The sequence below is a fragment of the Paraburkholderia sp. SOS3 genome (assembly GCF_001922345.1).
In the GTDB taxonomy this organism is placed as follows: domain Bacteria; phylum Pseudomonadota; class Gammaproteobacteria; order Burkholderiales; family Burkholderiaceae; genus Paraburkholderia.
Genome location: NZ_CP018811.1, coordinates 3,002,214 through 3,023,114, shown reverse-complemented (window position 1 = coordinate 3,023,114; position 20,901 = coordinate 3,002,214). Strand labels below are relative to the sequence as shown.

The 20,901-nt window shown below is 63.9% G+C and carries 22 protein-coding genes; 12 read left to right on the top strand and 10 right to left on the bottom strand.

The genetic code is table 11. The annotated features are described in order from the left end of the window. Positions 1 to 239 precede the first annotated feature (239 nt). Positions 240 to 1,913 (top strand): sensor histidine kinase, encoded by a 1,674-nt coding sequence (locus BTO02_RS13480; protein WP_075157457.1) that lies wholly within the window; start codon positions 240 to 242, stop codon positions 1,911 to 1,913. On the opposite strand, the gene BTO02_RS13475 is transcribed toward BTO02_RS13480, so the two are convergent. After that, the gene (locus BTO02_RS13475; RefSeq protein ID WP_075157456.1) at positions 1,900 to 2,226 is read right to left on the bottom strand and encodes a hypothetical protein; all 327 of its coding nucleotides are present in this window, start codon (positions 2,224 to 2,226) and stop codon (positions 1,900 to 1,902) included. The genes BTO02_RS13480 and BTO02_RS13475 overlap by 14 nt on opposite strands. A 210-nt stretch (positions 2,227 to 2,436) precedes the next feature. Then, positions 2,437 to 3,018, bottom strand: coding sequence for a DJ-1/PfpI family protein (locus BTO02_RS13470; protein ID WP_075157455.1), 582 nt, complete (start codon positions 3,016 to 3,018; stop codon positions 2,437 to 2,439). Between the two features lie 95 nt (positions 3,019 to 3,113). On the opposite strand from BTO02_RS13470, the gene BTO02_RS13465 reads away from it, so the two are divergent. The 3 genes from BTO02_RS13465 to BTO02_RS13455 all read left to right on the top strand — a co-directional run bounded on the left by BTO02_RS13465 (position 3,114) and on the right by BTO02_RS13455 (position 7,014). Continuing rightward, positions 3,114 to 3,611: a GNAT family N-acetyltransferase gene (locus tag BTO02_RS13465; RefSeq protein WP_075157454.1), complete on the top strand. Its 498-nt coding sequence runs from the start codon at positions 3,114 to 3,116 to the stop codon at positions 3,609 to 3,611. After that, a complete protein-coding gene (locus BTO02_RS13460; RefSeq protein ID WP_442953408.1) occupies positions 3,608 to 4,093 on the top strand; it encodes a hypothetical protein in 486 nt (161 codons plus the stop codon). Before BTO02_RS13465 ends, BTO02_RS13460 begins: the two co-directional genes overlap by 4 nt. Before the next feature lie 287 nt (positions 4,094 to 4,380). Then, entirely contained in the window at positions 4,381 to 7,014 is a 2,634-nt protein-coding gene (locus BTO02_RS13455) for a mechanosensitive ion channel family protein (RefSeq protein WP_075157452.1), read from the top strand. 6 nt (positions 7,015 to 7,020) lie between these two features. On the opposite strand, the gene BTO02_RS13450 is transcribed toward BTO02_RS13455, so the two are convergent. After that, a complete protein-coding gene (locus BTO02_RS13450; RefSeq protein ID WP_083615111.1) occupies positions 7,021 to 7,701 on the bottom strand; it encodes a cysteine dioxygenase family protein in 681 nt (226 codons plus the stop codon). 153 nt (positions 7,702 to 7,854) lie between these two features. On the opposite strand from BTO02_RS13450, the gene BTO02_RS13445 reads away from it, so the two are divergent. Together BTO02_RS13445 and BTO02_RS13440 are read left to right on the top strand one after the other, a co-directional pair. Next, positions 7,855 to 8,331, top strand: coding sequence for an Lrp/AsnC family transcriptional regulator (locus BTO02_RS13445; protein ID WP_075157451.1), 477 nt, complete (start codon positions 7,855 to 7,857; stop codon positions 8,329 to 8,331). Positions 8,332 to 8,523: 192 nt separating this feature from the next. After that, complete coding sequence (locus tag BTO02_RS13440; protein ID WP_075157450.1) at positions 8,524 to 8,742, top strand: hypothetical protein; 219 nt, start codon at positions 8,524 to 8,526, stop codon at positions 8,740 to 8,742. Positions 8,743 to 8,786: 44 nt separating this feature from the next. Here the strand turns inward: BTO02_RS13440 and BTO02_RS13435 are convergent, their stop codons facing one another. Beyond that, positions 8,787 to 11,348: an FUSC family protein gene (locus BTO02_RS13435; RefSeq protein ID WP_075157449.1), complete on the bottom strand. Its 2,562-nt coding sequence runs from the start codon at positions 11,346 to 11,348 to the stop codon at positions 8,787 to 8,789. A gap of 149 nt (positions 11,349 to 11,497) precedes the next feature. Here BTO02_RS13435 and arfB point away from each other — a divergent pair, with 149 nt between their 5' ends. After that, positions 11,498 to 11,905: an alternative ribosome rescue aminoacyl-tRNA hydrolase ArfB gene (arfB, locus tag BTO02_RS13430; protein WP_075158852.1), complete on the top strand. Its 408-nt coding sequence runs from the start codon at positions 11,498 to 11,500 to the stop codon at positions 11,903 to 11,905. A gap of 59 nt (positions 11,906 to 11,964) precedes the next feature. On the opposite strand, the gene BTO02_RS13425 is transcribed toward arfB, so the two are convergent. Further along, complete coding sequence (locus tag BTO02_RS13425) at positions 11,965 to 13,218, bottom strand: EAL domain-containing protein (RefSeq protein ID WP_075157448.1); 1,254 nt, start codon at positions 13,216 to 13,218, stop codon at positions 11,965 to 11,967. 357 nt (positions 13,219 to 13,575) lie between these two features. Between BTO02_RS13425 and BTO02_RS13420 the strand changes: the two genes are divergently transcribed. Further along, positions 13,576 to 13,866 carry a putative quinol monooxygenase gene (locus BTO02_RS13420; protein ID WP_075157447.1) on the top strand — a complete coding sequence of 97 codons (291 nt, stop codon included), beginning with the start codon at positions 13,576 to 13,578 and terminating at the stop codon, positions 13,864 to 13,866. Between the two features lie 43 nt (positions 13,867 to 13,909). Here BTO02_RS13420 and BTO02_RS13415 read toward each other — a convergent pair whose 3' ends face one another. From BTO02_RS13415 to BTO02_RS13405, 3 genes are all read right to left on the bottom strand, one after another. Next, positions 13,910 to 14,167 (bottom strand): DNA-binding protein, encoded by a 258-nt coding sequence (locus BTO02_RS13415; RefSeq protein ID WP_075157446.1) that lies wholly within the window; start codon positions 14,165 to 14,167, stop codon positions 13,910 to 13,912. 321 nt (positions 14,168 to 14,488) lie between these two features. Beyond that, the gene (locus BTO02_RS13410; RefSeq protein ID WP_075157445.1) at positions 14,489 to 14,722 is read right to left on the bottom strand and encodes a hypothetical protein; all 234 of its coding nucleotides are present in this window, start codon (positions 14,720 to 14,722) and stop codon (positions 14,489 to 14,491) included. A gap of 467 nt (positions 14,723 to 15,189) precedes the next feature. After that, positions 15,190 to 15,918 carry a YdcF family protein gene (locus tag BTO02_RS13405; RefSeq protein WP_232243362.1) on the bottom strand — a complete coding sequence of 243 codons (729 nt, stop codon included), beginning with the start codon at positions 15,916 to 15,918 and terminating at the stop codon, positions 15,190 to 15,192. Between BTO02_RS13405 and BTO02_RS35100 the strand changes: the two genes are divergently transcribed. Both BTO02_RS35100 and BTO02_RS13400 read left to right on the top strand, forming a co-directional pair. Then, a complete protein-coding gene (locus BTO02_RS35100; RefSeq protein WP_232243554.1) occupies positions 15,815 to 16,060 on the top strand; it encodes a hypothetical protein in 246 nt (81 codons plus the stop codon). The genes BTO02_RS13405 and BTO02_RS35100 overlap by 104 nt on opposite strands. Positions 16,061 to 16,190: 130 nt before the next feature. Next, on the top strand, positions 16,191 to 16,493 hold the full coding sequence (locus BTO02_RS13400) for a hypothetical protein (RefSeq protein ID WP_075157444.1): 303 nt from the start codon (positions 16,191 to 16,193) through the stop codon (positions 16,491 to 16,493). Between the two features lie 403 nt (positions 16,494 to 16,896). Here BTO02_RS13400 and BTO02_RS13395 read toward each other — a convergent pair whose 3' ends face one another. Continuing rightward, complete coding sequence (locus BTO02_RS13395; protein ID WP_075157443.1) at positions 16,897 to 17,181, bottom strand: hypothetical protein; 285 nt, start codon at positions 17,179 to 17,181, stop codon at positions 16,897 to 16,899. 341 nt (positions 17,182 to 17,522) lie between these two features. Further along, on the bottom strand, positions 17,523 to 17,924 hold the full coding sequence (locus BTO02_RS13390) for an IS5/IS1182 family transposase (RefSeq protein WP_075157442.1): 402 nt from the start codon (positions 17,922 to 17,924) through the stop codon (positions 17,523 to 17,525). Positions 17,925 to 18,386: 462 nt separating this feature from the next. Here BTO02_RS13390 and BTO02_RS13385 point away from each other — a divergent pair, with 462 nt between their 5' ends. Both BTO02_RS13385 and BTO02_RS13380 read left to right on the top strand, forming a co-directional pair. Next, positions 18,387 to 19,289, top strand: coding sequence for a LysR family transcriptional regulator (locus tag BTO02_RS13385; RefSeq protein ID WP_075157441.1), 903 nt, complete (start codon positions 18,387 to 18,389; stop codon positions 19,287 to 19,289). Between the two features lie 251 nt (positions 19,290 to 19,540). Further along, entirely contained in the window at positions 19,541 to 20,803 is a 1,263-nt protein-coding gene (locus BTO02_RS13380; protein WP_075158850.1) for a pyridoxal phosphate-dependent aminotransferase, read from the top strand. The last annotated feature ends 98 nt before the right edge of the window (positions 20,804 to 20,901 follow it).

Genomic DNA, 20,901 nt, shown 5'->3' with positions numbered 1-20,901 from the left:
TGCGGTCAAAGCGCTGTAACGCATGCGCCGAATGGGCCGGGCGAGAGGCACCATACATGTGCTCGTGCCCAAAAATCGGGCGGACGAATGCGCTATTCGAGGGCGCAAGCTTCCAGTCTTATTACTACGCATATTTGACGACCCTATCGCGCGATTTTTGTCAGGCCACTCAAACAACGACATAATGTCCGTCCCATGCGCGCCGCCCGGCGACGCCTTCGAATCTTGCCTGCGCTTCAATGAGACTGACCACCAAAGGGCTGTTGCTGATCGCGATTCCGGCCGTCATCGAGCTGGCGTTGCTGTCCGGCATCGTCAAGGCGCAGGCGGACACACGCGAAGCGGAGCGCTGGAGTCTGCACAGCGAGGACGTGTTGCACCAGACCACCGCGATTCTCGAACCGGTGCTGCTCGATTCGCTGCGCTTGCGCGGCGCGGTGGTCGCCGGCGCGCGCGAGGCCGGCACGCCGGACGCGCTGTGGGTCGAGATCGACCGGCGCATCGACCGGCTCGCCGAAACCGTTTCGAACGACCCGGCGCAGGTGGAGCGCGCGGTGCAGATGCGCCAGTCGGTGCAGGCATACCGTCAATGGTCGAGCCGTGTGCAGGACCTGATGCGCGCCGGTAGGCGGCGCGATGTGATAGAGCGCTTTCGCGATCTGGCGAACGCCGATGCCGTCGACAGTTTCCGCCTGCAGGTCACCGCCTTTCAAACCGAAGAACGGCGGCTCGATGCGTTGCGCACGAGCGTGGCCGCCGCGGCGCGCGCCCGGCAGCAGGTGCTGATCGTCGCGGCCGTGCTCGGCTCGCTCGCGTTCGTGGCGACCGCTTGCTGGCTGTTTGCTCGCGGCGTAGGCGGCCGGCTCGATCTGCTGTCCGATAACGCGATCCGGCTCGCGAGCAACGAGCCGCTTGCGCCGCTCGATACCGGCAGCGACGAGATTGCGCGCCTCGATCGCACGCTCCATGAAACGAGCCGGCGTCTGCTCGAATCCGAACGGCTGCAGGCGCGCTTCCAGTTCGATCTCGCGCGGCGCGCGGGCGAGCTTGCGCGCACGAATGAAACGCTGCGCCAGCAGACCCAGGAAAACGAGACGTTCATTTATAGCGTGTCGCACGATCTCCGAGCACCGCTCGTGAATCTGCAAGGCTTTTCGAAGGAATTGCTGCACGCTTGCGACGACCTGCGCAAGACGGTGCGTCAGTCGTCGTTGCCGGACGCGCAGCGCGAGCATATCGAGCAGCTCATCGATGGCGATATCAGCGAAGCGCTGCATTTTCTGCAGACCGCGGTGCTGCGCGCGTCGCACATCATCGATGCGCTGCTCCGGCTGTCGCGCGTGGGGCGCGTCGAGTACCGGCGGCAGCAGGTCGATGTGCGCGACATCGTGCAGCGGGTCATCGACGCGATGCAGGTATCGATTCGCGCGCGGCGCGCACGCATCGTCGTGCATACGCTGCCGCGCGTCTGGGGCGATGCGACCGCGCTCGAACAGGTGTTCGCGAATCTGATCGGCAATGCGGTCAACTATCTGCATCCGGAGCGCGACGGCATCGTCGAGATCGGCACCGCGCCGGCGCCGCCGGGCGTCCAGTCGTTACGCATTTTCTATGTCAAGGACAACGGGCTCGGTATTCCGGAGGTCGCGCTGCCGCGTCTTTTCAATGCGTTTCAGCGCTTGCACGGCGATATCGCCAGCGGCGAAGGCATTGGCCTTGCGATGGTGCGCCGCGTCGTCGAGCGGCACGGCGGGCGCGTATGGGCCGAATCGATGGAGGGGGTGGGCACGACGTTTTATCTGTCGCTGCCCGATTCCGCTTCGCGTTTGCCGCAGGAAGACGAGGTAACCACCGAGGAGGCGGGTGCGACGCAAGACCTCGGCTTTGCGATCTGGCCGCTCAGCACGAGGTGAAGAGGCGGCGTGTCCTGAGAAGCTTCAGACCGCGGATCAGCCAGTAGGAGCCGCACGCGCACAGTGCCGCGGCAAAGATCAGCCATGCAAGCGGCGCTGCATCGCCGGCGCGATGCGCGCACGCTAGCGCAAGACCGTGGACGACGATCAGCGCCGCGCTCCACGCCGCCAGCACCGCTTGCGCAATGAGGCGCGTGCCGGCACGGCGCCGCGCGAGATTTTCGATCGACCAGTCCGCGCGGGGCCGCAGGCAAACAAACGCCACCGCAGTCCATGCGATGGCGAGAATGATGATCCAGTTGGTCAGGTCCATCACGAGGCCCTCAAAAGTCAGCCGCCGACTCTAGAGATGCCTTTGCCTTCAGACCATCGGATTACTCTCAATCGCGCGCGGTTGCGCGAAATTGCCGCACATTGGCTTGTGCTTGATGCCGCGCTTGGTTCCGCGCTTGGTTCCGCGCTTGATTCCGCACTTGATTCCGCACTCGCACCGCATGCTTATGCGGCGCGTTGCGCACAACGCTCAGAGTTCGATGCGTGTGCCGAGCACGACGAGAAACTGGCGCAGCCATTCCGGATGTGCGGGCCATGCGGGCGCGGTAACGAACTGACCATCGGTATGCGCGGCATCGATCGCGATATCGGCATATTCGCCGCCGGCCAGCGCGACCTCGGGCGCACAGGCCGGATACGCGGAAATGCGCTTGCCGCGTATCACGTCGGCGGCGGCCAGCAGCTGTGCCGCATGACAGATCGCCGCGATCGGCTTGCCATTCGACGCGAAATGGCGCACGACGTCGAGCACCTTCGAATTGAGCCGCAAGTATTCGGGTGCACGCCCGCCGGCGATTGCCAGTGCGTCATAGTTCGCGAGTTCGATTTCGTCGAACGTCGCATTCAACGTGAACTGATGGCCCGGCTTCTCGCTGTAAGTCTGATCGCCTTCGAAGTCGTGAATCGCAGTCTTCACGCGTTCGCCCGCGCGTTTGCCGGGGCACACCGCATCGACGCGATGGCCGACTGCCCGAAGCGCCTGAAAGGGCACCATCGTTTCATAATCTTCGGCGAAGTCGCCGGTCAGAAAGAGGATGTTTTTTGCCGCCATCGAATGCCTCCGTTGAGGATGGAACACGTTGGTCGCTGACGAGTCTACTCCATCGAACTCGACTCGGGCGCGACAGAAACGCGAATGGTGAAGCAATGGCAATCAATCATATTGAATGGCGCACTTTACGAGCCGGTGACACGCCCGTGCTTGCCGACCTGTTTCGCGACGCGGTGATGCAGCTTGCGGCGTCGCATTACGATGAAGCGGGCCGCGCCGCGTGGGCGGCATCGGCCGATGATCTCGACGTGTTCGGCGCACGTCTTGCGCAGGGCCTGACGCTCGTCGCGGTATCGAGCGATACGATCGCGGCGTTCGGGCAATTGCATCCGGCCGACCATGTATCGATGCTTTACACGGCGCCCGCGTTCGCGGGGCAGGGCATCGCATGGACGCTGCTCGCGCGTTTCGAGGCGGTGGCACGCGCGGCGGGCACGCCCGTGCTGACCGCCCATGCGAGCGCGAGCGCGAAGCGCAGCTTCGAACGCGCGGGGTTTCACGTGCTCGCGGAGGAGGACGTCGATCGCAACGGCGTATCATTGAAGCGTTTTCGCATGCAGAAGCCGCTCGTCGCGGCTCACATTCCTCAATGATCCCGTTCTCCCGATATCCGCTCGCTCGCTGTACCGTATTCGCCGCCATGCTGCTCGCAGGTCTTGCCGCATGCCAGAAAAACGACGCGTCGGCTGGCCAGACGGGCAACAGCACGCTGAACAGCGTCGCGCAGCAGGCGGGGCAGAAACTCGATCAGGCGGCGAGCTATGTCGGCCAGCAAACCGACGCGGCGCGTGCGGCGCTGCAGGGGAACGTCGCCACGGCGGCGTCCGACGCATCGAATCCGGCTGCAACCATCAAAATCGACCCGAGCCAGCTTGCGTCGACTGCGCAAGCCAATCTGCATGATGCGGCAAGCGCAACCAATGCGGCACTCGCCAAAGCAGCGAGCACCGCGGGCGTGGGGCTCGAAACCGCGGGGCGCAAACTGCAGCAATGGTCGAACGAGAACGCGGGCAGCAATTCCGCTGCGGCATCGTCGGGCGATACGAGCGCTGCGCAAAAGCAGATGGATAAATAGCGTTGCGTGAAATGCCGAAGCGCCAGAACCTCTTTGGTGCCAACGCTACGTGCAGTGCCAAAGCGTTGGAACGGTGATGCCGCATTGTTAGCGGCCCGTACTGGCGGCGCTTTTCACTTTTCATTTTCACTTTTCGATTTGTCTGCAGATGCTGCAGTGCAGAACGCGTATCGCGGATCCGTGCAAGCGTTCTAACATTCCGTTACGCATCCTTGTGCCCGTTTGCGGCTTGCCGGGTGCAACTGCGGCTAAACTTGGCCGTCTGCCGTTTAGCTCATCCGACCGTCATGAAGTCATGTCCGCCGCGACGCGAATGTCGAGCTGCGCCGAATGCCGGCGGCCGTTCGGCGCACTCTGCATTGTCTCGCGCCGTTTCCGCGTTTGCGATCTTTTCGTTCTGCTGTGCGCTTGCCTGTCTGCTGCTGATGCCGCGTGCCGCGCATGCAGCAGGCGGTCCTGTGCTGCCCGCGCTGCAAAGCCTCATCAATAGCGCAACCGCGGCGCCCGCGTCCGCGGCGTCGGCTGCCACAGCCGCATCCGCGCCGTCGCCCGCGAGCCAGGCCGAGCTCAATCATTCGCTCGACAGCGTCATCACGACGCTCGACAACGATCGTCAGCGCACCGCACTCGTCGCACAACTGAAGAAACTGCGCGAGGCGACGCAAACGGTCGGGCCGGTCGCGCCTGCGCAGCCTGGCCCGGGTCTGCTCGGCGCCATCGCTTCGGGTATCGCCTCGGTCGAGGCGGACGTCAATCGCGGGCGTACGCCGATCAGCTACTGGTCCGGACGTCTGAATGCGGCGGGCAACGAGCTCTACACCATCGTGTCGAGCCAGGGCCGCGAAAAATTCGGCCGCATTCTGCTCGACATGTTCGCGATGCTCGCGGGTTGGGGCGCATGCGCGGCCGCGCTGATCTACGTGCAGCGCAAGCTGCATGCGCGCTATGGCATCGTCGTCAGGCTCAACCCGAATCCGACGACGCGCGAACTGCTGATCTTCGCATTGCGCCGTGTCGGTCCGTGGATCGTGGCGTTCGTCGCCGCGTTGATGTTCGCGCGCTCGATGCCCGATGCGCTGGGCCGCACGCTGGCGATGGTGATCGCCTATGCGATCGTCGCGGGCGCCGTGTTTTCGGCGATCTGCCTGATCATGTTTTCGCTGTTCGGCTCGGGACATCGGCGCGCGGCCGTGCAGTTGCTGATCGAACATGCACGCCGGATGCTGTTTGCGATCGGTATCTGCAGCGCGCTCGGCGATGCGGCCACGAACTACGAGGTTGCGCATCAGCTTGGCACCAATCTCGCCGCATTGATCTCAACCGTGTCGAACATGACGGCGGCCGCGTTGACCGCGTACTTCGCGCTCGCGTTTCGCCGGCCCGTCGCGCACCTGATCTGCAACCGCTCATACGAGCAACGGCATGGCCACAAGGTCGCGACCGATGCATTCGACGTGCTCGGTTCGCTATGGCATCTGCCGATGCTCGTGCTTGCGATCGCGTCGGTGGTCGCGACGATCGGCGGTATGGGCAGCGGCGAGAACGTGTTGCAGATATCGGTGATCACGGCGCTGCTGCTCGTGCTCGCGTTTTTCCTGTCGGCCATCGTCATCCGTATCACGCGGCCGCAAAGCGCGCGCCGGCGCCGGCGTTCGCCGTATGTGACGCGGCTCACGCGTTTCGCGGGCACGCTGCTGATGCTGGTCATATGGCTTGCGTACTTCGAACTCGCGGCGCGGCTGTGGGATATCTCGCTCGCGCGCGTCATCGAGGAAAGCGTGACCGCGCGCGGCATCGCCCATGCAATGACGGCGATCGTCGCCACGCTGTTCCTGTCGTGGCTCGTGTGGATTCTCGTCGACACCGCGATTCTCGAAGCGCTCAATCCGGCCAATCCGCGCAACAAGTCGCACAACCCGAGCATGCGCGCGCGCACGATGCTGCCGCTGTTGCGCAACGTGCTGTTCGTGCTGATCCTGACGGTTGCCGGCATCGTCACCGCGGCCAATCTCGGCATCAACGTGACGCCGCTGCTTGCCGGTGCAGGTGTGATCGGTCTCGCGATCGGCTTCGGCGCGCAGTCGCTGGTCGCGGATCTGATTACGGGGCTTTTCATCATCCTCGAGGACACGATTTCGGTCGGCGACTGGATCGACGTCGACGGCGGGCATGCGGGCACGGTCGAGTACCTGTCGATCCGCACCGTGCGGCTGCGTGACGGGCAGGGCGCGATTCACGCGATTCCGTTTTCGCAGATCAAGATCGTGAAAAATCTCTCGCGCGACTTTGCGTATGCGGTGTTCGAAGTGCGCGTGCCGTTTTCGGCCGACGTCGATGAGGTGACGCAGTTGATCCGCGCGGTCGGTGCCGACCTGATGGCCGACTTCCGCTATCGGCGCGAGATGCTCGGGCCGGTCGAAGTGTGGGGGCTCGACCGGTTCGATCCGAACTGGATGGTCGTCAAAGGACAGATCAAGACGCGGCCGCTGCAGCAATGGAGCGTCGCGCGCGCGTTCAACCTGCGGCTCAAGCGCATGATGGATCAGGCGGGTATCGAGATTCCGGTTCCGCAGATGCGTATTTTCACCGGTGCCCAGGATCAGCAGGGCGAGCCGTTCTTCGATAACGCTGCGACGTCGCGGCGCGACGCTGCCGTCGACGAGGCCGATCATGAAGCGCTGCGTGCGGCGCACGAGACCGATGGCGGGCCGGCGCCGCGCGCGTCGCGAGCGAATGCGGCAAGCGTTGCCGACATGATGCCGGCATTCGCTGCAACGGGCGCGGGCCAGGCCAGTGCGGCGTTGGCCGCTGCGCCGGCGCGCGACGTATCGCACGAGCCGCGTCCGGCGCCGCCCTCGACGGGACAGACCGCATCGGTGCCGCCGCAGATTCCGACGGCGGGCGAATCAGGGAAGAGTTAAAAAAGCTCAGGCACGCATGGCAGGCTGCATGCTTTCTGGCGTGTGCGCCACAGAGCGGACCACGTCATTCACCCGAGTCGCGAACTCGGCTTCGGGCACGCCATATACATGCACGGAGATCGCGGGCGCGCCGCTCGCGTTGCCGAGCCGATGGATAGCGCTGCGTCCCGCGCGCGCGTACGAGACGGCGCCGCGGTCGCGCGCCTGCGTGCGAACCGGTATGGCGTAATCTTCTTCTTCGTTCCAGTCATAGAGTGCTTCGCTGAGCGTGCCATCGAGCACGACGTAGCCGCACCACGTGTGGTGCGCATGCACGGGGCTCGTCTGACCCGGCATCCACACCAGAGAGGCAATCGCGTAGCGGCCGAGCGGGTCTGCGGCAAGCAGATGGCGTTGATACTTTTCCGCCGCGCCTTCGCGTTGCGCGGGCGTTAGCAGATGCGGATCGGCGGCGGCTTCGACGAGCGCGGTGCGCACCGCGCGTGCGAAGCGGGCATCGCGCGCGAGGTCGGCTGTGTCGCGACACAGATCGAGTGCGGCATCGAGCGCCGCGCGCAGCCTTTCGATGGCGTTCGCGGGGCGCGCGGCGGTGTCGCCGGGCAGCGCCAATCGGGTCGCCGCGGCGCTGTGACGCGCGGCCTGCTTGCCATGACGATCGACGTTGAGCGGCTGGTTCGAGTGGCTCATCGGAGACTCCGGTGACTGCTGGTTTTGATGTGATCGGACAGCCACATTTATACCGGTTTGCGCGGAGAAAGAGTTTTCATATAATTTCCTCAGATCGTCACCGGGTAGAAGATTTTTCTATCTGTAAGCCAAAATTAAAACCAGCCCCAACCCATGGATATCATTGATAGAAAACTGCTCGAGTTGCTGCAGGAGGACGCGACCATGCCGATCGCCGAACTGGCGCAGCGCGTAAACCTGTCGCAGACGCCGTGCTGGAAGCGCGTGCAGCGGCTCAAGGAAGCGGGCGTGATTCGCGCGCAGGTCGCGCTGTGCGATCCGCGCAAGCTCGGTGTCGGGACGACGGTATTCGTCGCGGTGCGCACGAATCAGCACACCGAGGAATGGGCGCAGACGTTCACGCGTTCGGTGAGGGATATTCCTGAAGTGGTCGAGGTGTACCGCATGAGCGGCGAAACCGACTATCTGCTGCGTGTGGTCGTCTCCGATATCGACGACTACGACCGCGTGTACAAGCAACTGATCCGATCGGTGCCGCTCTATGACGTGAGTTCGAGTTTTGCGATGGAGCAGATCAAGTATTCGACGGCGTTGCCGGTGAGGCCGCAGGTTACGGCGTCCAATGGTTGATGCCGCGTTCAAGGGCTGCCTGAAGCGCGGTGCCGATGTCGGCGCCTGGCGCATGCGGTTGGCTTCATGCGGCTGGCTGCGTGCGGTTGGCTGCATGTGATCGGCTGAATTCGCGCCCGTACTGCAAGGCACCCGCAAGGCGCGGCGGCGTAGAATGCCCGCTTTGTCGATCAACCGCACGCAGGGCATGAGATGAACGAACCGCGCAAGAAAAACCCGACCACCCGTGTTGCCGTGCTGATCGTAGTCGTGGTGGGACTGGTGATCGCGACCGTGCTGTACAACGCGATCACCGAGAAGCGTGAGTTCGAGCGCGAGAACCCACCCGATGCGACATCGAGTGCTGCCTCGAGTACGGCCGAAGCGGGCGCTTCCGCCACAACGGCAGCTTCGGGCAGTGCGGCGCAGTGACGCAGCATGACTCCCGATCGAGCTGCGCGTAAGCAGGTTTCGAATCAATTCTCCGGCAGGCGGATCACGCTCGCATCCTTGCGGATCAGAAACGATGCCGCGAGCATCTGCTTGCACTGGTGCGCGAGCAGTTTCAGTTCACTGACCGCTTCGGCCTTGCCCGCACTGTCGGGCGCCTTTTCCGCTTCGATCACCATCGAGTCGAGTTCGCGCGTCAACTGCCTGACGACGTCGGTCTGATTGGTGGGCGGCGCGTTGCCTGCTTCCGCCTGTTCGAGATTTTCCCGCACGACGCTCAACGCCCGCTGCAGCGGCTGCTGAGACTTCCGGTCGACCTGGATGATGGTGCGCAACAGCGGCGCCGCGGCCGAGATTTCCGACGCCAGCACATGGCTGCGTACGAGTAGGTTGTTTAACTCGGGCACGAACTTCTGCGCGGACTTCGGCTCGAGCATCATGCGCTGGAATGCCTGGCCGAGGTTGGCGAAGGCGACGTGCACGTTCTTGCGCGCAAGACGGTAGCGATAGTCGCGATCGAGCGCGCTGGCCGCGGCGGAGGCGCCCGATGCAGGCGCTGCGCCGCGCGCGTTCGAAGCGGACGCCGGGGGTGAACCCGGCGCTGACGCGGGAACGGGCGGTGGCGCGTCGTCCGCGGGAATGGCATTGGCGGTCGCGGCCGCGAGTGTCGCGGTCAGCTCGTCCTTCCGGTCGATCCGGTTCTGCGGTTCGACACGGCTCGTGTCCAATGCGGTGTGCGGGTCGCTGCCGCTGGCCGACCGCGCCGCGCCGCCGACGGCGACCTCGACGCGAGCGTCCTGACGCGCGACAGCGGCGCCCGGCGCGCGCGCACCGGCTTCGGTTACCGCGGCCGGCGCGACTGCGAGCGCGGGCTTGCCGCTCCACCACCAACTCGCCTCGAGATACTGGCGCGTCGCCGCGATCATGCTGTTGACGAGCTTGCCCATCAGCCGGTATTCCCAGTATGGGAACAGATGGCTCGCAGCGATGGCGATCGCGCAGCCGACGACGGTGTCGATCGCCCGCTCGCCGATGATTCGCATGCTGCCCGGTGCGAGCAGATGGAACATCAGCAGCACGTAAGAAGACGTAAACACGACACTCGCCGCATAGTTGAAAAGCAGCAGGCTGTAGCTCATCACCATCGATGCGAACATCGCGACGAGCAAGATATGCGGCTCCTTCACGAACATCATCAGCGCGATACTCGCCGCGCAGCCGATCGCCGTTCCGACGATACGCTGCCCGTTGCGCTGCTTGGTCAGCGAATAGCCGGGCTTGAGGATGATGATGACCGTCATCACGATCCAGTATGCGTTGGTGAGCGGCAGTAGCCGCCCGAGCCAGAAGCCGATCGCGACGGCGATCGTCACGCGCAGCGCGTGGCGAAAGCTCGGCGATGCCATCGTCAGGTTCGAGAAGATCTGCCGAAAGGGCACGCGCCGGCTTGAGACGAATCGGGCGAGCGCCTGGTCGATTCTGAGTTCGGTTTCGGTCGTCGACGTTTCGTTCGCAAGACTGCGACGCATCCTGTCGATGAGCCGCGTCGCGCTCCACAGGCGTCTGAACGAGGCGGACACCGCCGCATAGGCTTCCGGGTTTTTGGCCGGCAGGCCGTGCTTGCGCAATTGATCGAGCTCGAATTCGATCGCACGCAGTTCCGCTTTCATATTGATGCGCCCGCGCGGCGGGCGGTCCTGCAGTACGGCGAGGCCGATATCCTCGAGATCGGCCGCCGCCTTGCGAATCAGATCGCGGTAGAAAACGAGCACGTCCGAGCCACCGAAGGTCGTGCGCACAAGCGGGTAGTCGGTATGCGCACCGACAAAGAGTTCATGCAGATCGACCGTATTGATGAACAGGTTGAAGAGCGTGACGCGCGCCGGTTCGAGATGGCCGCTTTTTAATTTCGCCAGGTTGCGCAGCACGATGTCGCGCGCGGCATCCTGGCGCTCGACCGCCGCGATCTGCTTGGCGACGAGATTGCGGTAGCACTCGTCGACGTCGTTGTCGAGATCGTAGAAGTCGGCGCGCGCGAGCAGATAGTCCGCGCATGCGAACACGCTTTCGGCCAGCGCCTGCTGCTCGATCCGGTGCACCATCCAGCGGCTCACGAGCGTCGACCAGTAGGTGTACCAGAGGCCGCCGAGCAGGATCCACGATGCATTGATGAGCGCCTGCAGCGGCGTGAAGTGCTCTTCGAGCGTCATCGTCATCATGAACAGCGTGGCGAAGCTGATCTGCGGCCAGCGGTTGCCGTACACGACGATCAGCGACAGCACGAACGTGAGCGGCACGACGGTGCACCACAGCGCGAGCGCGTTGACGGTGGCGAGGCCCGTTGCGAGCGCCGACAGAAAGCCGATGACGCTGCACGCGAGCATTTCGTTGTGCTTGTACTTGAGCGGGCCGGGCATATCGACCGCACATGCGCCGAGCGCGCCGGTCGCGATCGTGAAGCCGAGCTCGCGATCGTGAAATACCGTCAAACACAACACCGCCGGCAAAGACACACCGACCGCGATGCGCAGGCCGCCGTAAAAATACTGGCTGTATAGAAATTTCTTGATCTCGACCGAATAGCGCATCGAATTGACCGGGCCGCTTGCGTAGTGAATGTTGGGATGAAGCGTGGCAAAAACTGCAGGCGAGTCTAACTGATTTCGTCTGCGTTCTGACCTCGTCCGTTCGGCCAGGTTTCAGCGCACCGGATGTGTTTGCTATGCTGTGGCCGATCATGACCTATCGTTACGACATTCCGCCCGGTGAGATCGAGTTGACGGCGGTGCGCGCGCAAGGTGCGGGCGGCCAGAACGTCAACAAGGTGTCGAGCGCGATTCATCTGCGCTTCGACGTGCGCGCTTCGTCTTTGCCCGAGGTGCTGAAGATGCGCCTGCTCGCGCTGTCCGATAACCGGATTACGCGCGACGGCGTGGTCGTCATCAAGGCGCAGGAGTACCGCACGCAGGAAATGAACCGCGCCGCGGCGCTCGCGCGGCTCGACGAATTGATTGCAAGCGTCAGCGTGAACCGTAAGGCGCGTGTCGCCACGCGTCCGACACGCGCGTCGCAACAGCGCCGGCTCGAGAGCAAATCGCGCCGTGGCGATGTCAAATCGGGACGGCGCAGAATCAGCGACGAATGATCGACGCGAAGCGGCGCAGCGAGCGGCCAACACTCGAATGAGAGAACCGGCGTCGTGCGTCAGTGCGGCAGAAAATCGACGCAGAACACATGGAGTTCGCCGTCGCGCGGTACGGCTACAGCAGCGGTATAGCAGTCTTCGCCATCGGTAAGCGAACAGTGCGGCCCCATCATCGCAACGCGTCCGGGCGCGGCCAGCGCATGTTTGAAATACGCGCGCCGCGACCAGTTGTTGCGCGTGTCGGGAAAGAGCGGTGCAAGTCGCGGCGAGGGCGGTGGCGCATCGGCCGCGGCGATCGAGGGCTGCGTCTGCTCGCCGTGCTCGTTGAGCACGAACACGCGGCGCGCATCGGCAATCCTGAACACCGGCTGTGCGGCGAGGCACAGGTCGCCGGTCGCCGCAAAGATCTGTGCGCCGTTCAGCACGGCTTCGGTGAAGCCTTCGAATTCCGGGCGCTGATAACGCGTGTGCGTGCGCTCGTATTCGTTAAACCGTTGCCACATCTGATCGACCAGTTCGGGTATGCGCGCGTTGGCGGCCTCGATCAGCGGCTTCGGTTGGCCGAACCAGAAGCCCTGCACGAAATCGACGTCGGCCTGCATCAGCGTCATCAGTTCGTCTTCGGTTTCGACGCCTTCGGCGAGCACCATCGTGCCCGATTGATGCAGCATCGTGATCAGATGATTGATGAGCGCGTTGTCGCTTTCGCGCCGCCCGGCACGCGCGACGAGCGAGCGATCGAGCTTCACGATGTCGGGGCGGAAGCGCCACACGCGATCGAAGTTCGAAAAGCCCGTGCCGAAATCGTCGATAGCGATCAGGAAGTCGCGCGGTTGCGAAGCAGCCAGCATGCTGGCGACGGCGGACTCGTCGTCGGCCGGTTGCTCGAGCACTTCGATCACGATGCGTTCCTGCGGCAGTCCGAAATGCTGCGACAGTTCGTCGATGAACGGACGTTGCGGCCAGCCCGTTTCGAACACTTGCGGGCGCGTGTTCAGAAAGAGCCAGCCATTGTCGATATGCTGTTCCATGAAGTTCGCGACATGCAGACATCGTGCGAGCCGGTCGAGCGCACGCGCGTCCGATGTGGAGCGGGTGCCGGAGAAAAGCACGGCGGGTGAGATCGGATGACCGATGGGATCGAACGCGCGCAGCAGTGCTTCATACCCGACCACGCGCTGGTGGGTGATCGATACGACGGGCTGGAACACGCTGCGCAAGGTGATCGTGCGCCATGGCGCGGCCCAGCCGGTCTCTTCCAGCACCATGTGCTGCAACAGGCCAGTGAGCGTCGTATCGTCGACGTTTGGCATGGCGTCAGAATGTCCTATGCAGCGTGCGGCGCGTGGTGAAATCTGGATGCCGGAAATCTTTCGGCACGGGACTCGAGCTTCGGCGGCGGCAGTTGCATCGCGCCGGTCGGCGTGCGGGCGCACCAGCCTTGTGTGGCCCCATGTGCAGCCACGTGTACGGCCAGGTGAGGCTTCCCGCAAGCTTGCCCGAAGCAGTCTAGCAGTTCGAAAGCTACGCGAATGTTCGGGTTATCACAGACCCCGGGAACAATCGACGTCCATCCGGACGAAGTTCGCGTTCGCAGGTCGAGCGTGGCCGGCGAGATTTCGGCTTCGCGGGTATGCTCTTCGATTTTGCACGAAACACGGAGGTCGGCAATGAGTGAAATCGCAGTGGTGGCAATCTCGGTTGCGAAAGCGGGCTTTGAAGAGCAGTTGCGCGAGGCGCTCGAACGCATCGTTGCGCCGTCGCGTGCCGAGGCGGGGGCATTGCAATACGACCTGCATCGCGATCTGCGCGAGCCGCGTCGCTTTGTTTTCTATGAGCGTTGGGAAAGCGAGGAAGCGCTCGCCGCGCACGCGCAGTCCGCGCATATCGCGGCGTACCGGAAGGCGATTGCCGACTGGGTCGAGCATGCGGAAATCCGCGTGCTCAAGAAAATCAGGTGACGGATGCGGCGATCGCACTCGCATCGCATTCGCTGCGTGGCGATCAGTGCGCCGCCTGCGGCACGTCGAGAATCAGAATGATCGTCCAGTCCGCGTCGCCCTCGTGGTGATACTGACGCTCGGCCACGATGAACGGTTGCTGCTTGCCTTGCGGGCCGAGGAACAGCACGTCGCCTTCCATCGGCAGGCATTCGACTGGCGGCAAGGCAAGATACGCGTCCTGACTGCCGCGCGGCATCAGTTTTTCGATCTTGCGCGATGCGGCTTCAGTCCATTCGATGTCCAGCTGGATGTTGCTCATGCTTTCCTCCGCACCTCGGTGCGCGTGGTTGAATCGTCTATCCGTTGTATCGGATTCGGTGCGCGACTTTAGCATACGGCTGCATTGCCGCTACGCTGCAAGGCATGGGCAAATGAGCGTGGCAATACACCACAACGCGTCACGCAATCTGACGGTCAAAACGAGAAAGGCCAAAGCCGCGGTCCACGGCTTTGGCCTTTTTCTTCATTACGCATAACGCGTGATTGCGGACGCGCGATCTATGGCGCCCAACGGCCGCGTAAGACAGCGGCGAAGCGGCCATGGCGGCGGGCGCGCTTTATGCCGCGATGCGCATACCGCTTATTGAGAATCCATTTTCGGCTTCTTGTGATGCGTCTTTCCCTTCTGATGGTGCTGCGCCGGCATGCTTTCCATCTGCTGCTGACGGGCCTGCACGTCCTGTGCATGTTGCTCGATTTCAGCGGCTTTTTGCGGATCGGTGCTCATCGTGATGCCGCTACCGTCCTGCTGGGCGTACGCGGCGCCCGTCAATGCCGAAAGGGAAACCAGGACTGCGAGGGACACTTTCTTCATCGCTACCTCCGGAGAGTGGTTATTGACCCAAGTATGGCCTGTCCAAGGGGAAAGACAATGCATTCTATCCAGCAATGTCCGGTCCAGCGGTGGCGAAGTAACAGATTTCACAGACCGTTACATTTGGTAACGTACACGCCGCATGGCGGCAAACGCCCCGCCCATACGGCCTGCCGGCCCGCATGTTTCGTGCCGCGCCGGGTGTGGGCGCGCCGGTGGAGGTAAAAATGAGCGATTCGCGCGTGCATCGCGTCCCCTCGCAACGCTGCGAAACAAGCACCATTCTGCGATTGACGACGCTTTGGCAACATGAGGGCGTTTCACGGAAGCTGCGATTCGCTGATGTATCGGATCGCTAAATAATGCGTTGTCTTTAGCGCGCCGTGCGTCGTGCAGATGCGCGACGCTATCGGAGAGCGAGGCAATTGCTCAGCGCACGATAACTCGACATGAGCATTCGACGTGCATCAAAACCAGCCGGTCGCGCGATAAACATAGAACTGTGCGAGCCCGATCAACTCATGCAGCGCAATCTCGGCGCCGATCAGGTTTTCGTAACGCGGCAACACGCCGCGCCGCGCGTGCCGTGTGTCCGACACCACGGGCAGCGGCGTCATGCCGAAGCGGCGGAAATCGAGCAACGCGCGGGGCATCTGGTACGCAGACGTCACGAGGATCAAAGATTCGTAATATCCGTGCGGCAAAATAGCAGCGACGTTGCGCGCATTCTGATACGTGGTGAGGCTGCGGTTCTCGAGAATGATGTCCTCGCGCGGAACATGCTCGCGCAGTAACCACGGCAGATAGGTGTCGGCTTCGGCTGCATCGTGATGTTGCGGATTGCCGCCGCTTACGATCACGTCGCATACGGTAGCCGTACGCTTGCAGCGCGCGTAGAGGTCGGCGCTGACGGCGATGCGGACAGTCGCATCGCGCTTCGGAATCAGCGTACCGTTCTTCGCATATTCGGTGCCGCCGCCGAGCACGACGATCGCGGTGCGGGCAGCAAATGCAGAGGGCGGTAGATCTTTGCCGCTGGCGACGACGGTTTGCGCACTGGCCAGCAGCGGCGCGGTGAGCCACCCCGCGGCGATGAGCCAGAACACGGCGAGTGCCGTCAAGGCGACAGCGAGGCGCGCGCGCCGTATCAGCAGAAAAGCTGCGAAAAAAAGCACCAATAAAATGAATAGAATCAATTTGATTGGGGTAACGTATCGTTCTGGAACATCTGTTCTCGAGATTTGCGCGTTCGGTATCGCAGCGAAACAAACGCTGCATCGCCGCATTCTTTCATCGCGCAGCGAACGTTATCATGCCGGTCAACGGGGGCCGGAATGAAATAAATCGCGGCCGGTGTCACGGCCGCAGGGCGCGCGGCACGGCAGGCTTCGTGGGCGTCGCGGTAAGCCGTCTGGCAGGCCACTGTCGCGCGACATATACGATGGCTGCACTTTAAGAAAGAAGTGAGATGACCACTTATTCCAATGAAGCGGTACTCGAAGCATTGCGGCGTGTGCAATATCGCCAGGTGCCATGGGCGAAGCGCCCGGGCGTGTTCGAATATCTACGCTCGCTGGGCATGATGGATACGGTGCGCCAGCGTACTGTGGCGCCGGCGCCGGGCTTTCATGCGCCGGTCGATATTGCGGTGCTGACCGAGCGAGGTCGTGCCGAATTCGCGCGGCTTGCGCGCGATGAGCGAGCGCTCGACTGGGACGCGCGGCGCACCTCCAGCTACGTGGCGACCGAGCCGCGGGCGGCGGCCCTCTAGACGAAGCCGACCGGCCGGATTACTCCGGCCCGGGGTGACCGTTTCAGGCGTTTTTTTCAGCTGATACTTTTGATGTTGGGGTTGCGCGAACGGCAAGGGTCGTTCGTAAGCGCATGGCGCGCGAGCGGCGACATGCGTCGGCGGTGCTGCATCGGGCGGCGGGAGGGAAGGTGTGCCGATCCTTGCCGGCTGCAGATACGTCGCGTTCGCCGCGCGCAAAAAAAGCCCGTATCGCGCGGATACGGGCATACCGGATACTTCTGCCACGCTGTGCTTATGGCAAAAGATGAGACTAGCCGCCCAGCGCCTGGTTCCCGAATTCATCGTTGTACACGCCAAACGCCGGAAGCCGGGCACAAGCCTGGCACAAGCCTGGCAAAGCCGGCGCAGCCGCCCATGACCGTTACGGCCGCGTGCGCGGCGGCGGGTGGCGGCGCGATGCATCGTCGTCGCGTGGCTGCACCGGACGCGGCGCGCGCACGTTGCTGGCAATATCTCCGCGCAGATCGCCACGCGGTGTTGGCGGCGTGAAATCGTGATTGCGTGTTTGCGCCTGTTGCCAAGCTTCGAGCGTGGCCGGCTGGTTCGGCTTCCAGCTCCAGCCTTGTTGCGGCCGTTGCTGGGCCAGCGCGGTGGCAGCAAAGATTGAGACGACAATGCCGCATAAAAGCAGGGACATTGGTCGCATGGAAGGCTCCCGTCAGGACGGTCGGTTCCGACTGGTTTGCATACCGCAACGGTATGCCTGACGAAGAAAGCGCGCTGTAAATAATGGTAAATGGTTGTTTCATCCGCGGCAGGCAGACCGTCGGCTGCGGGCGCGAGATAAGGGCGCGACAGAAGGGCGCGGGGTAAAGGCGCGAGGCAGGCACGGGATCGGCGCGGACATGGTGCCGTATATGCTGTCTGACCGTCGCGGCGTTTGGACGGTCCGCTTGAAACGCGTCGGGCGCCCGAGGGCGCCCGATGGCAGCGAAGCAATATGCCCGGAGGGGATAGACGGGCAGCGTTTGGGGCGTCGGTTGGCGCTCAGGCCATTTTGACCGGGGCGCGCCACGATTCCGGATTCGTCCAGAACGCGCCGCGCAGGCGGTCGCGGCTCGGCGGTGCAGGCGGCTTGGCCGCGGTTGCGCCGATGCGTCCGCGCAACGAAATCTGACGGCCGCTCGTCGCGAGCCGCTTGACTATTTCGGCGAGAGTGCCGTCGGCCTGCCACTCGTCGAAACGGCGACGGCAGGTCGGCGGTGACGGATAGCGCCCGGGCAGCTTGGACCAGCCTTCGCCCGTCGACAGAACCCACAGCACCGCGTTGACCACGGCCCGCGCTTCCACGCGTGGCCGACCGCGACGTTCGCTCCGCGCCGGCTCCGCACAGAACAACGCCTCGACCAGAGACCACTCGTTGTCTTTCAAATCGTCGAACAGCATCATGTTTCACCTCAGCGAAGCTAACTCCGGTGCGCTGCCCCGCGCCGCGCACTCTCGATGCACCCGGTTGAGCGTGAAGCCGTATGAGTCGAGTACGGGATTCTCGCGAGCCGGATGCCAGGCGGGGTCGGGCTTGCCGCGGCGGGTGTTTATGAACCTCATTCGGCGCCGACCCTTGCGCGAATTCAACGCATGAAGTGTGCCAATCGGTAGCCGAACCGCCCGAAAGTCCCGTCGCATCAAGCCAAGACGGGCAGTAGCCAGGCCCGTATGAGAATCCAAAAAACCCGACACGCAAATCGGGACAATCACCAATCTTGTGCAGCAAGGCTCACCGCCCGTGCGTTTGCGCATTATTGCTGCGCCGCAGCGAAATGAGGGCGGCAACATCGCGCGCCAGCGCCGGGTCGATGAGGATTCCCGCATACAATTCGCATCAAACGAGGATATTGATGAGGTCGCTAAATGAATGTGACGCTGCGGCAACTGCGCGTCTTCATCGAGGTCGCGCGACGGCAGAGCTTTAGCCGCGCCGGCGACGAAATCGGTCTGACGCAATCCGCGGTCAGCCGCTGCGTGCGCGAACTCGAGGCGGAGCTAGGCCTCAAGCTGATCGACCGGACGACCCGCGAAGTGCAGTTGACGGACGCCGGCAGCAATCTGGTCGCAAGCGTGTCGCGCCTTCTGACCGACCTCGACGACGCACTGCGCGAGATTCGCGAGATCGGCGAGCAGCGGCGCGGGCGCGTGGTGGTGGCGGCGAGCCCGACGATCGCGTGCCGGCTCATGCCGCAGGTCATCGCCGCGTGCAGCCGGCAGTTTCCGTATATCGCGCTCGGTTTGCGCGACGACGTGCAAACCGATGTCGTGCGCAAGGTGAAGTCGGGCGAGGTCGATTTCGGCGTCGTCGTTGGGCCGATCGCGGCCGACGACCTATCGACGGAGACCCTGATGATCGACTCGTTCTGCGTCGTGTCGCGCGCCGATCATCGGCTCGCGCAGCTTGAGCAGGTCGAATGGAAGGCGCTCGACGGAGAGCGTCTCGTGATGCTCGATTACGCGTCGGGCAGTCGGCCGATCATCGACGCGGCGATGACCCAGCAGGGCGTGCACGCGTCGGTCGTTCAGGAGCTCGGCCATCCGGCCACGGTTTATGGGCTCGTCGAGGCCGGTATCGGCATCAGCGTGCTGCCATGGCTCGCGCTGCCGCTGCCGGCCGACGCGAAGCTCGTCGCGCTGCCGCTCGTGCCACGCGCGGAGCGCACCGTCGAGCTCGTGCGGCGCCGCGACCGGTCGCTGTCGCCGGCCGCCGAGGCAGTGTGGGGATTGATCACGCAGGTCCCGCCGCGCAGCGAGGACTTGCGTTGAACGCGCAGCGTCGGGCGTTCGACGCCGGTTGCCATGGCGGCCACCCGGGCAGCCCGGTCGACGGATCTGCCGTTGCCGCGTGCCTGGCAATGCGCGTGAGGTGATCGTCAGGCCGCCGTGGGGGGCACCGGGTTCACCATGCCGGAATGGATTGCCCGACAGAAATGGACGTGAAGATAAACTGTCGGCTTTTCAGTTCCCCGGATACTTCGATGAGCGAATCGGACGCAAAAGCGGAAACAAAAGCGGACATGGGCGCGCACGCATCCCCCGCCTCTTTCCCCAATGCGCGCGCTGCGGTGCGCGCGCTGCGGCCATCGCAGATTCGCGAGGTCGCGAATGCGGGTCTCGGGCTCGCCGACGTTTTGCCTTTCTGGTTCGGCGAATCCGACCGCGTGACGCCGGCGTTTATTCGCGATGCAGCTAGCGAGGCGCTTGCCGCCGGCGCGACGTTCTACACGCACAATCTCGGCATCGCGCCGCTGCGCGCGGCGCTTGCCGGCTACGTGAGCGGATTGCATGGGGCAACCGGGATCGACAACGTCGCGGTGACGAGCGCCGGCGTCAACGCCCTGATGCTGGCGGCGCAGCTTGTCGTCGGCGCGGGCGATCGCGTCGTCGAGGTCACGCCGTTGTGGCCGAATCTCGTCGAAATACCGAAAATTCTCGGCGCGCATGTCGAAACGGTGGCGCTCGACTACGGTCCGCGCGGCTGGGCGCTCGACCTCGAGCGGCTGCTCGCCGCGTTGACGCCCGGCACGAAGCTGCTCATGGTGAATTCGCCAAATAACCCGACCGGCTGGGTGATGACGCGCGACGAGCAGCGCGCGGTGCTCGACCATTGCCGCCGCCACGGCATCTGGATCATCGCCGATGAAGTCTACGAGCGCCTTTACTACGTGGACGAGGCGCACGGGGCAGGCGGGGCGGACGCGGGCCATGCCGGCGCGACCGGCGACGCGCGCCGCGTCGCGCCGTCGTTCCTCGATCTTGCGGCGCGCGACGAACGCGTGATCTGCGTCAACTCGTTCTCGAAGGCGTGGCTCATGACGGGCTGGCGGCTCGGCTGGATCGTCGCGCCCGCCTTGCTAATGGACGACCTCGGCAAGCTCGTCGAATACAACACGTCGTGTGCGCCCGCCTTCGTCCAGCAGGCCGGGCTCGTGGCCGTTCAGCAGGGTGAGGCGTTTGCGCAGCGGCTGGTCAGTGAAATGAAGACGTCGCGCGACCATCTGGTGCAGGCGCTGTCGACGCTGCCAGGTGTCGACGTGAAGGCGCCGGCGGGTGCGATGTATCTGTTCTTCACGCTGCCGGGGGCCGTGCGAGGCACTTCCGGCAGTCTTGAATTGTGCAAGGCGCTCGTGCGCGATGCGCGTCTTGGCCTCGCGCCGGGCAGCGCGTTCGGGCCGGAAGGGGAGGGCTTCGTGCGCTGGTGTTATGCGTCTGATACGGCGCGGCTCGATGAGGGCGTCGCGCGCCTGCGACGGTTTCTCGACGCACGGTGCCCGGGGTAAGGGCGCGCGTCTTGCCCCGAGCGGGCGAGCGCGCCGTCCGCCGGTGTTTTGCGGTCGTGCCCCCGTCGCTTTACGCACCGAATCTTTTTGCGTAATAT

What these genes read in the sequence shown, in the direction of transcription:
- BTO02_RS13480 (WP_075157457.1), top strand. Translation starts at nt 240, where the DNA reads ATGAGACTGACCACCAAAGGGCTGTTGCTGATCGCGATTCCGGCCGTC.
- BTO02_RS13475 (WP_075157456.1), bottom strand. Translation starts at nt 2,226, where the DNA reads ATGGACCTGACCAACTGGATCATCATTCTCGCCATCGCATGGACTGCG.
- BTO02_RS13470 (WP_075157455.1), bottom strand. Translation starts at nt 3,018, where the DNA reads ATGGCGGCAAAAAACATCCTCTTTCTGACCGGCGACTTCGCCGAAGAT.
- BTO02_RS13465 (WP_075157454.1), top strand. Translation starts at nt 3,114, where the DNA reads ATGGCAATCAATCATATTGAATGGCGCACTTTACGAGCCGGTGACACG.
- BTO02_RS13460 (WP_442953408.1), top strand. Translation starts at nt 3,608, where the DNA reads ATGATCCCGTTCTCCCGATATCCGCTCGCTCGCTGTACCGTATTCGCC.
- BTO02_RS13455 (WP_075157452.1), top strand. Translation starts at nt 4,381, where the DNA reads ATGAAGTCATGTCCGCCGCGACGCGAATGTCGAGCTGCGCCGAATGCC.
- BTO02_RS13450 (WP_083615111.1), bottom strand. Translation starts at nt 7,701, where the DNA reads ATGAGCCACTCGAACCAGCCGCTCAACGTCGATCGTCATGGCAAGCAG.
- BTO02_RS13445 (WP_075157451.1), top strand. Translation starts at nt 7,855, where the DNA reads ATGGATATCATTGATAGAAAACTGCTCGAGTTGCTGCAGGAGGACGCG.
- BTO02_RS13440 (WP_075157450.1), top strand. Translation starts at nt 8,524, where the DNA reads ATGAACGAACCGCGCAAGAAAAACCCGACCACCCGTGTTGCCGTGCTG.
- BTO02_RS13435 (WP_075157449.1), bottom strand. Translation starts at nt 11,348, where the DNA reads ATGCGCTATTCGGTCGAGATCAAGAAATTTCTATACAGCCAGTATTTT.
- arfB (WP_075158852.1), top strand. Translation starts at nt 11,498, where the DNA reads ATGACCTATCGTTACGACATTCCGCCCGGTGAGATCGAGTTGACGGCG.
- BTO02_RS13425 (WP_075157448.1), bottom strand. Translation starts at nt 13,218, where the DNA reads ATGCCAAACGTCGACGATACGACGCTCACTGGCCTGTTGCAGCACATG.
- BTO02_RS13420 (WP_075157447.1), top strand. Translation starts at nt 13,576, where the DNA reads ATGAGTGAAATCGCAGTGGTGGCAATCTCGGTTGCGAAAGCGGGCTTT.
- BTO02_RS13415 (WP_075157446.1), bottom strand. Translation starts at nt 14,167, where the DNA reads ATGAGCAACATCCAGCTGGACATCGAATGGACTGAAGCCGCATCGCGC.
- BTO02_RS13410 (WP_075157445.1), bottom strand. Translation starts at nt 14,722, where the DNA reads ATGAAGAAAGTGTCCCTCGCAGTCCTGGTTTCCCTTTCGGCATTGACG.
- BTO02_RS35100 (WP_232243554.1), top strand. Translation starts at nt 15,815, where the DNA reads ATGAGCCAGAACACGGCGAGTGCCGTCAAGGCGACAGCGAGGCGCGCG.
- BTO02_RS13400 (WP_075157444.1), top strand. Translation starts at nt 16,191, where the DNA reads ATGACCACTTATTCCAATGAAGCGGTACTCGAAGCATTGCGGCGTGTG.
- BTO02_RS13395 (WP_075157443.1), bottom strand. Translation starts at nt 17,181, where the DNA reads ATGCGACCAATGTCCCTGCTTTTATGCGGCATTGTCGTCTCAATCTTT.
- BTO02_RS13390 (WP_075157442.1), bottom strand. Translation starts at nt 17,924, where the DNA reads ATGATGCTGTTCGACGATTTGAAAGACAACGAGTGGTCTCTGGTCGAG.
- BTO02_RS13385 (WP_075157441.1), top strand. Translation starts at nt 18,387, where the DNA reads ATGAATGTGACGCTGCGGCAACTGCGCGTCTTCATCGAGGTCGCGCGA.
- BTO02_RS13380 (WP_075158850.1), top strand. Translation starts at nt 19,541, where the DNA reads ATGGGCGCGCACGCATCCCCCGCCTCTTTCCCCAATGCGCGCGCTGCG.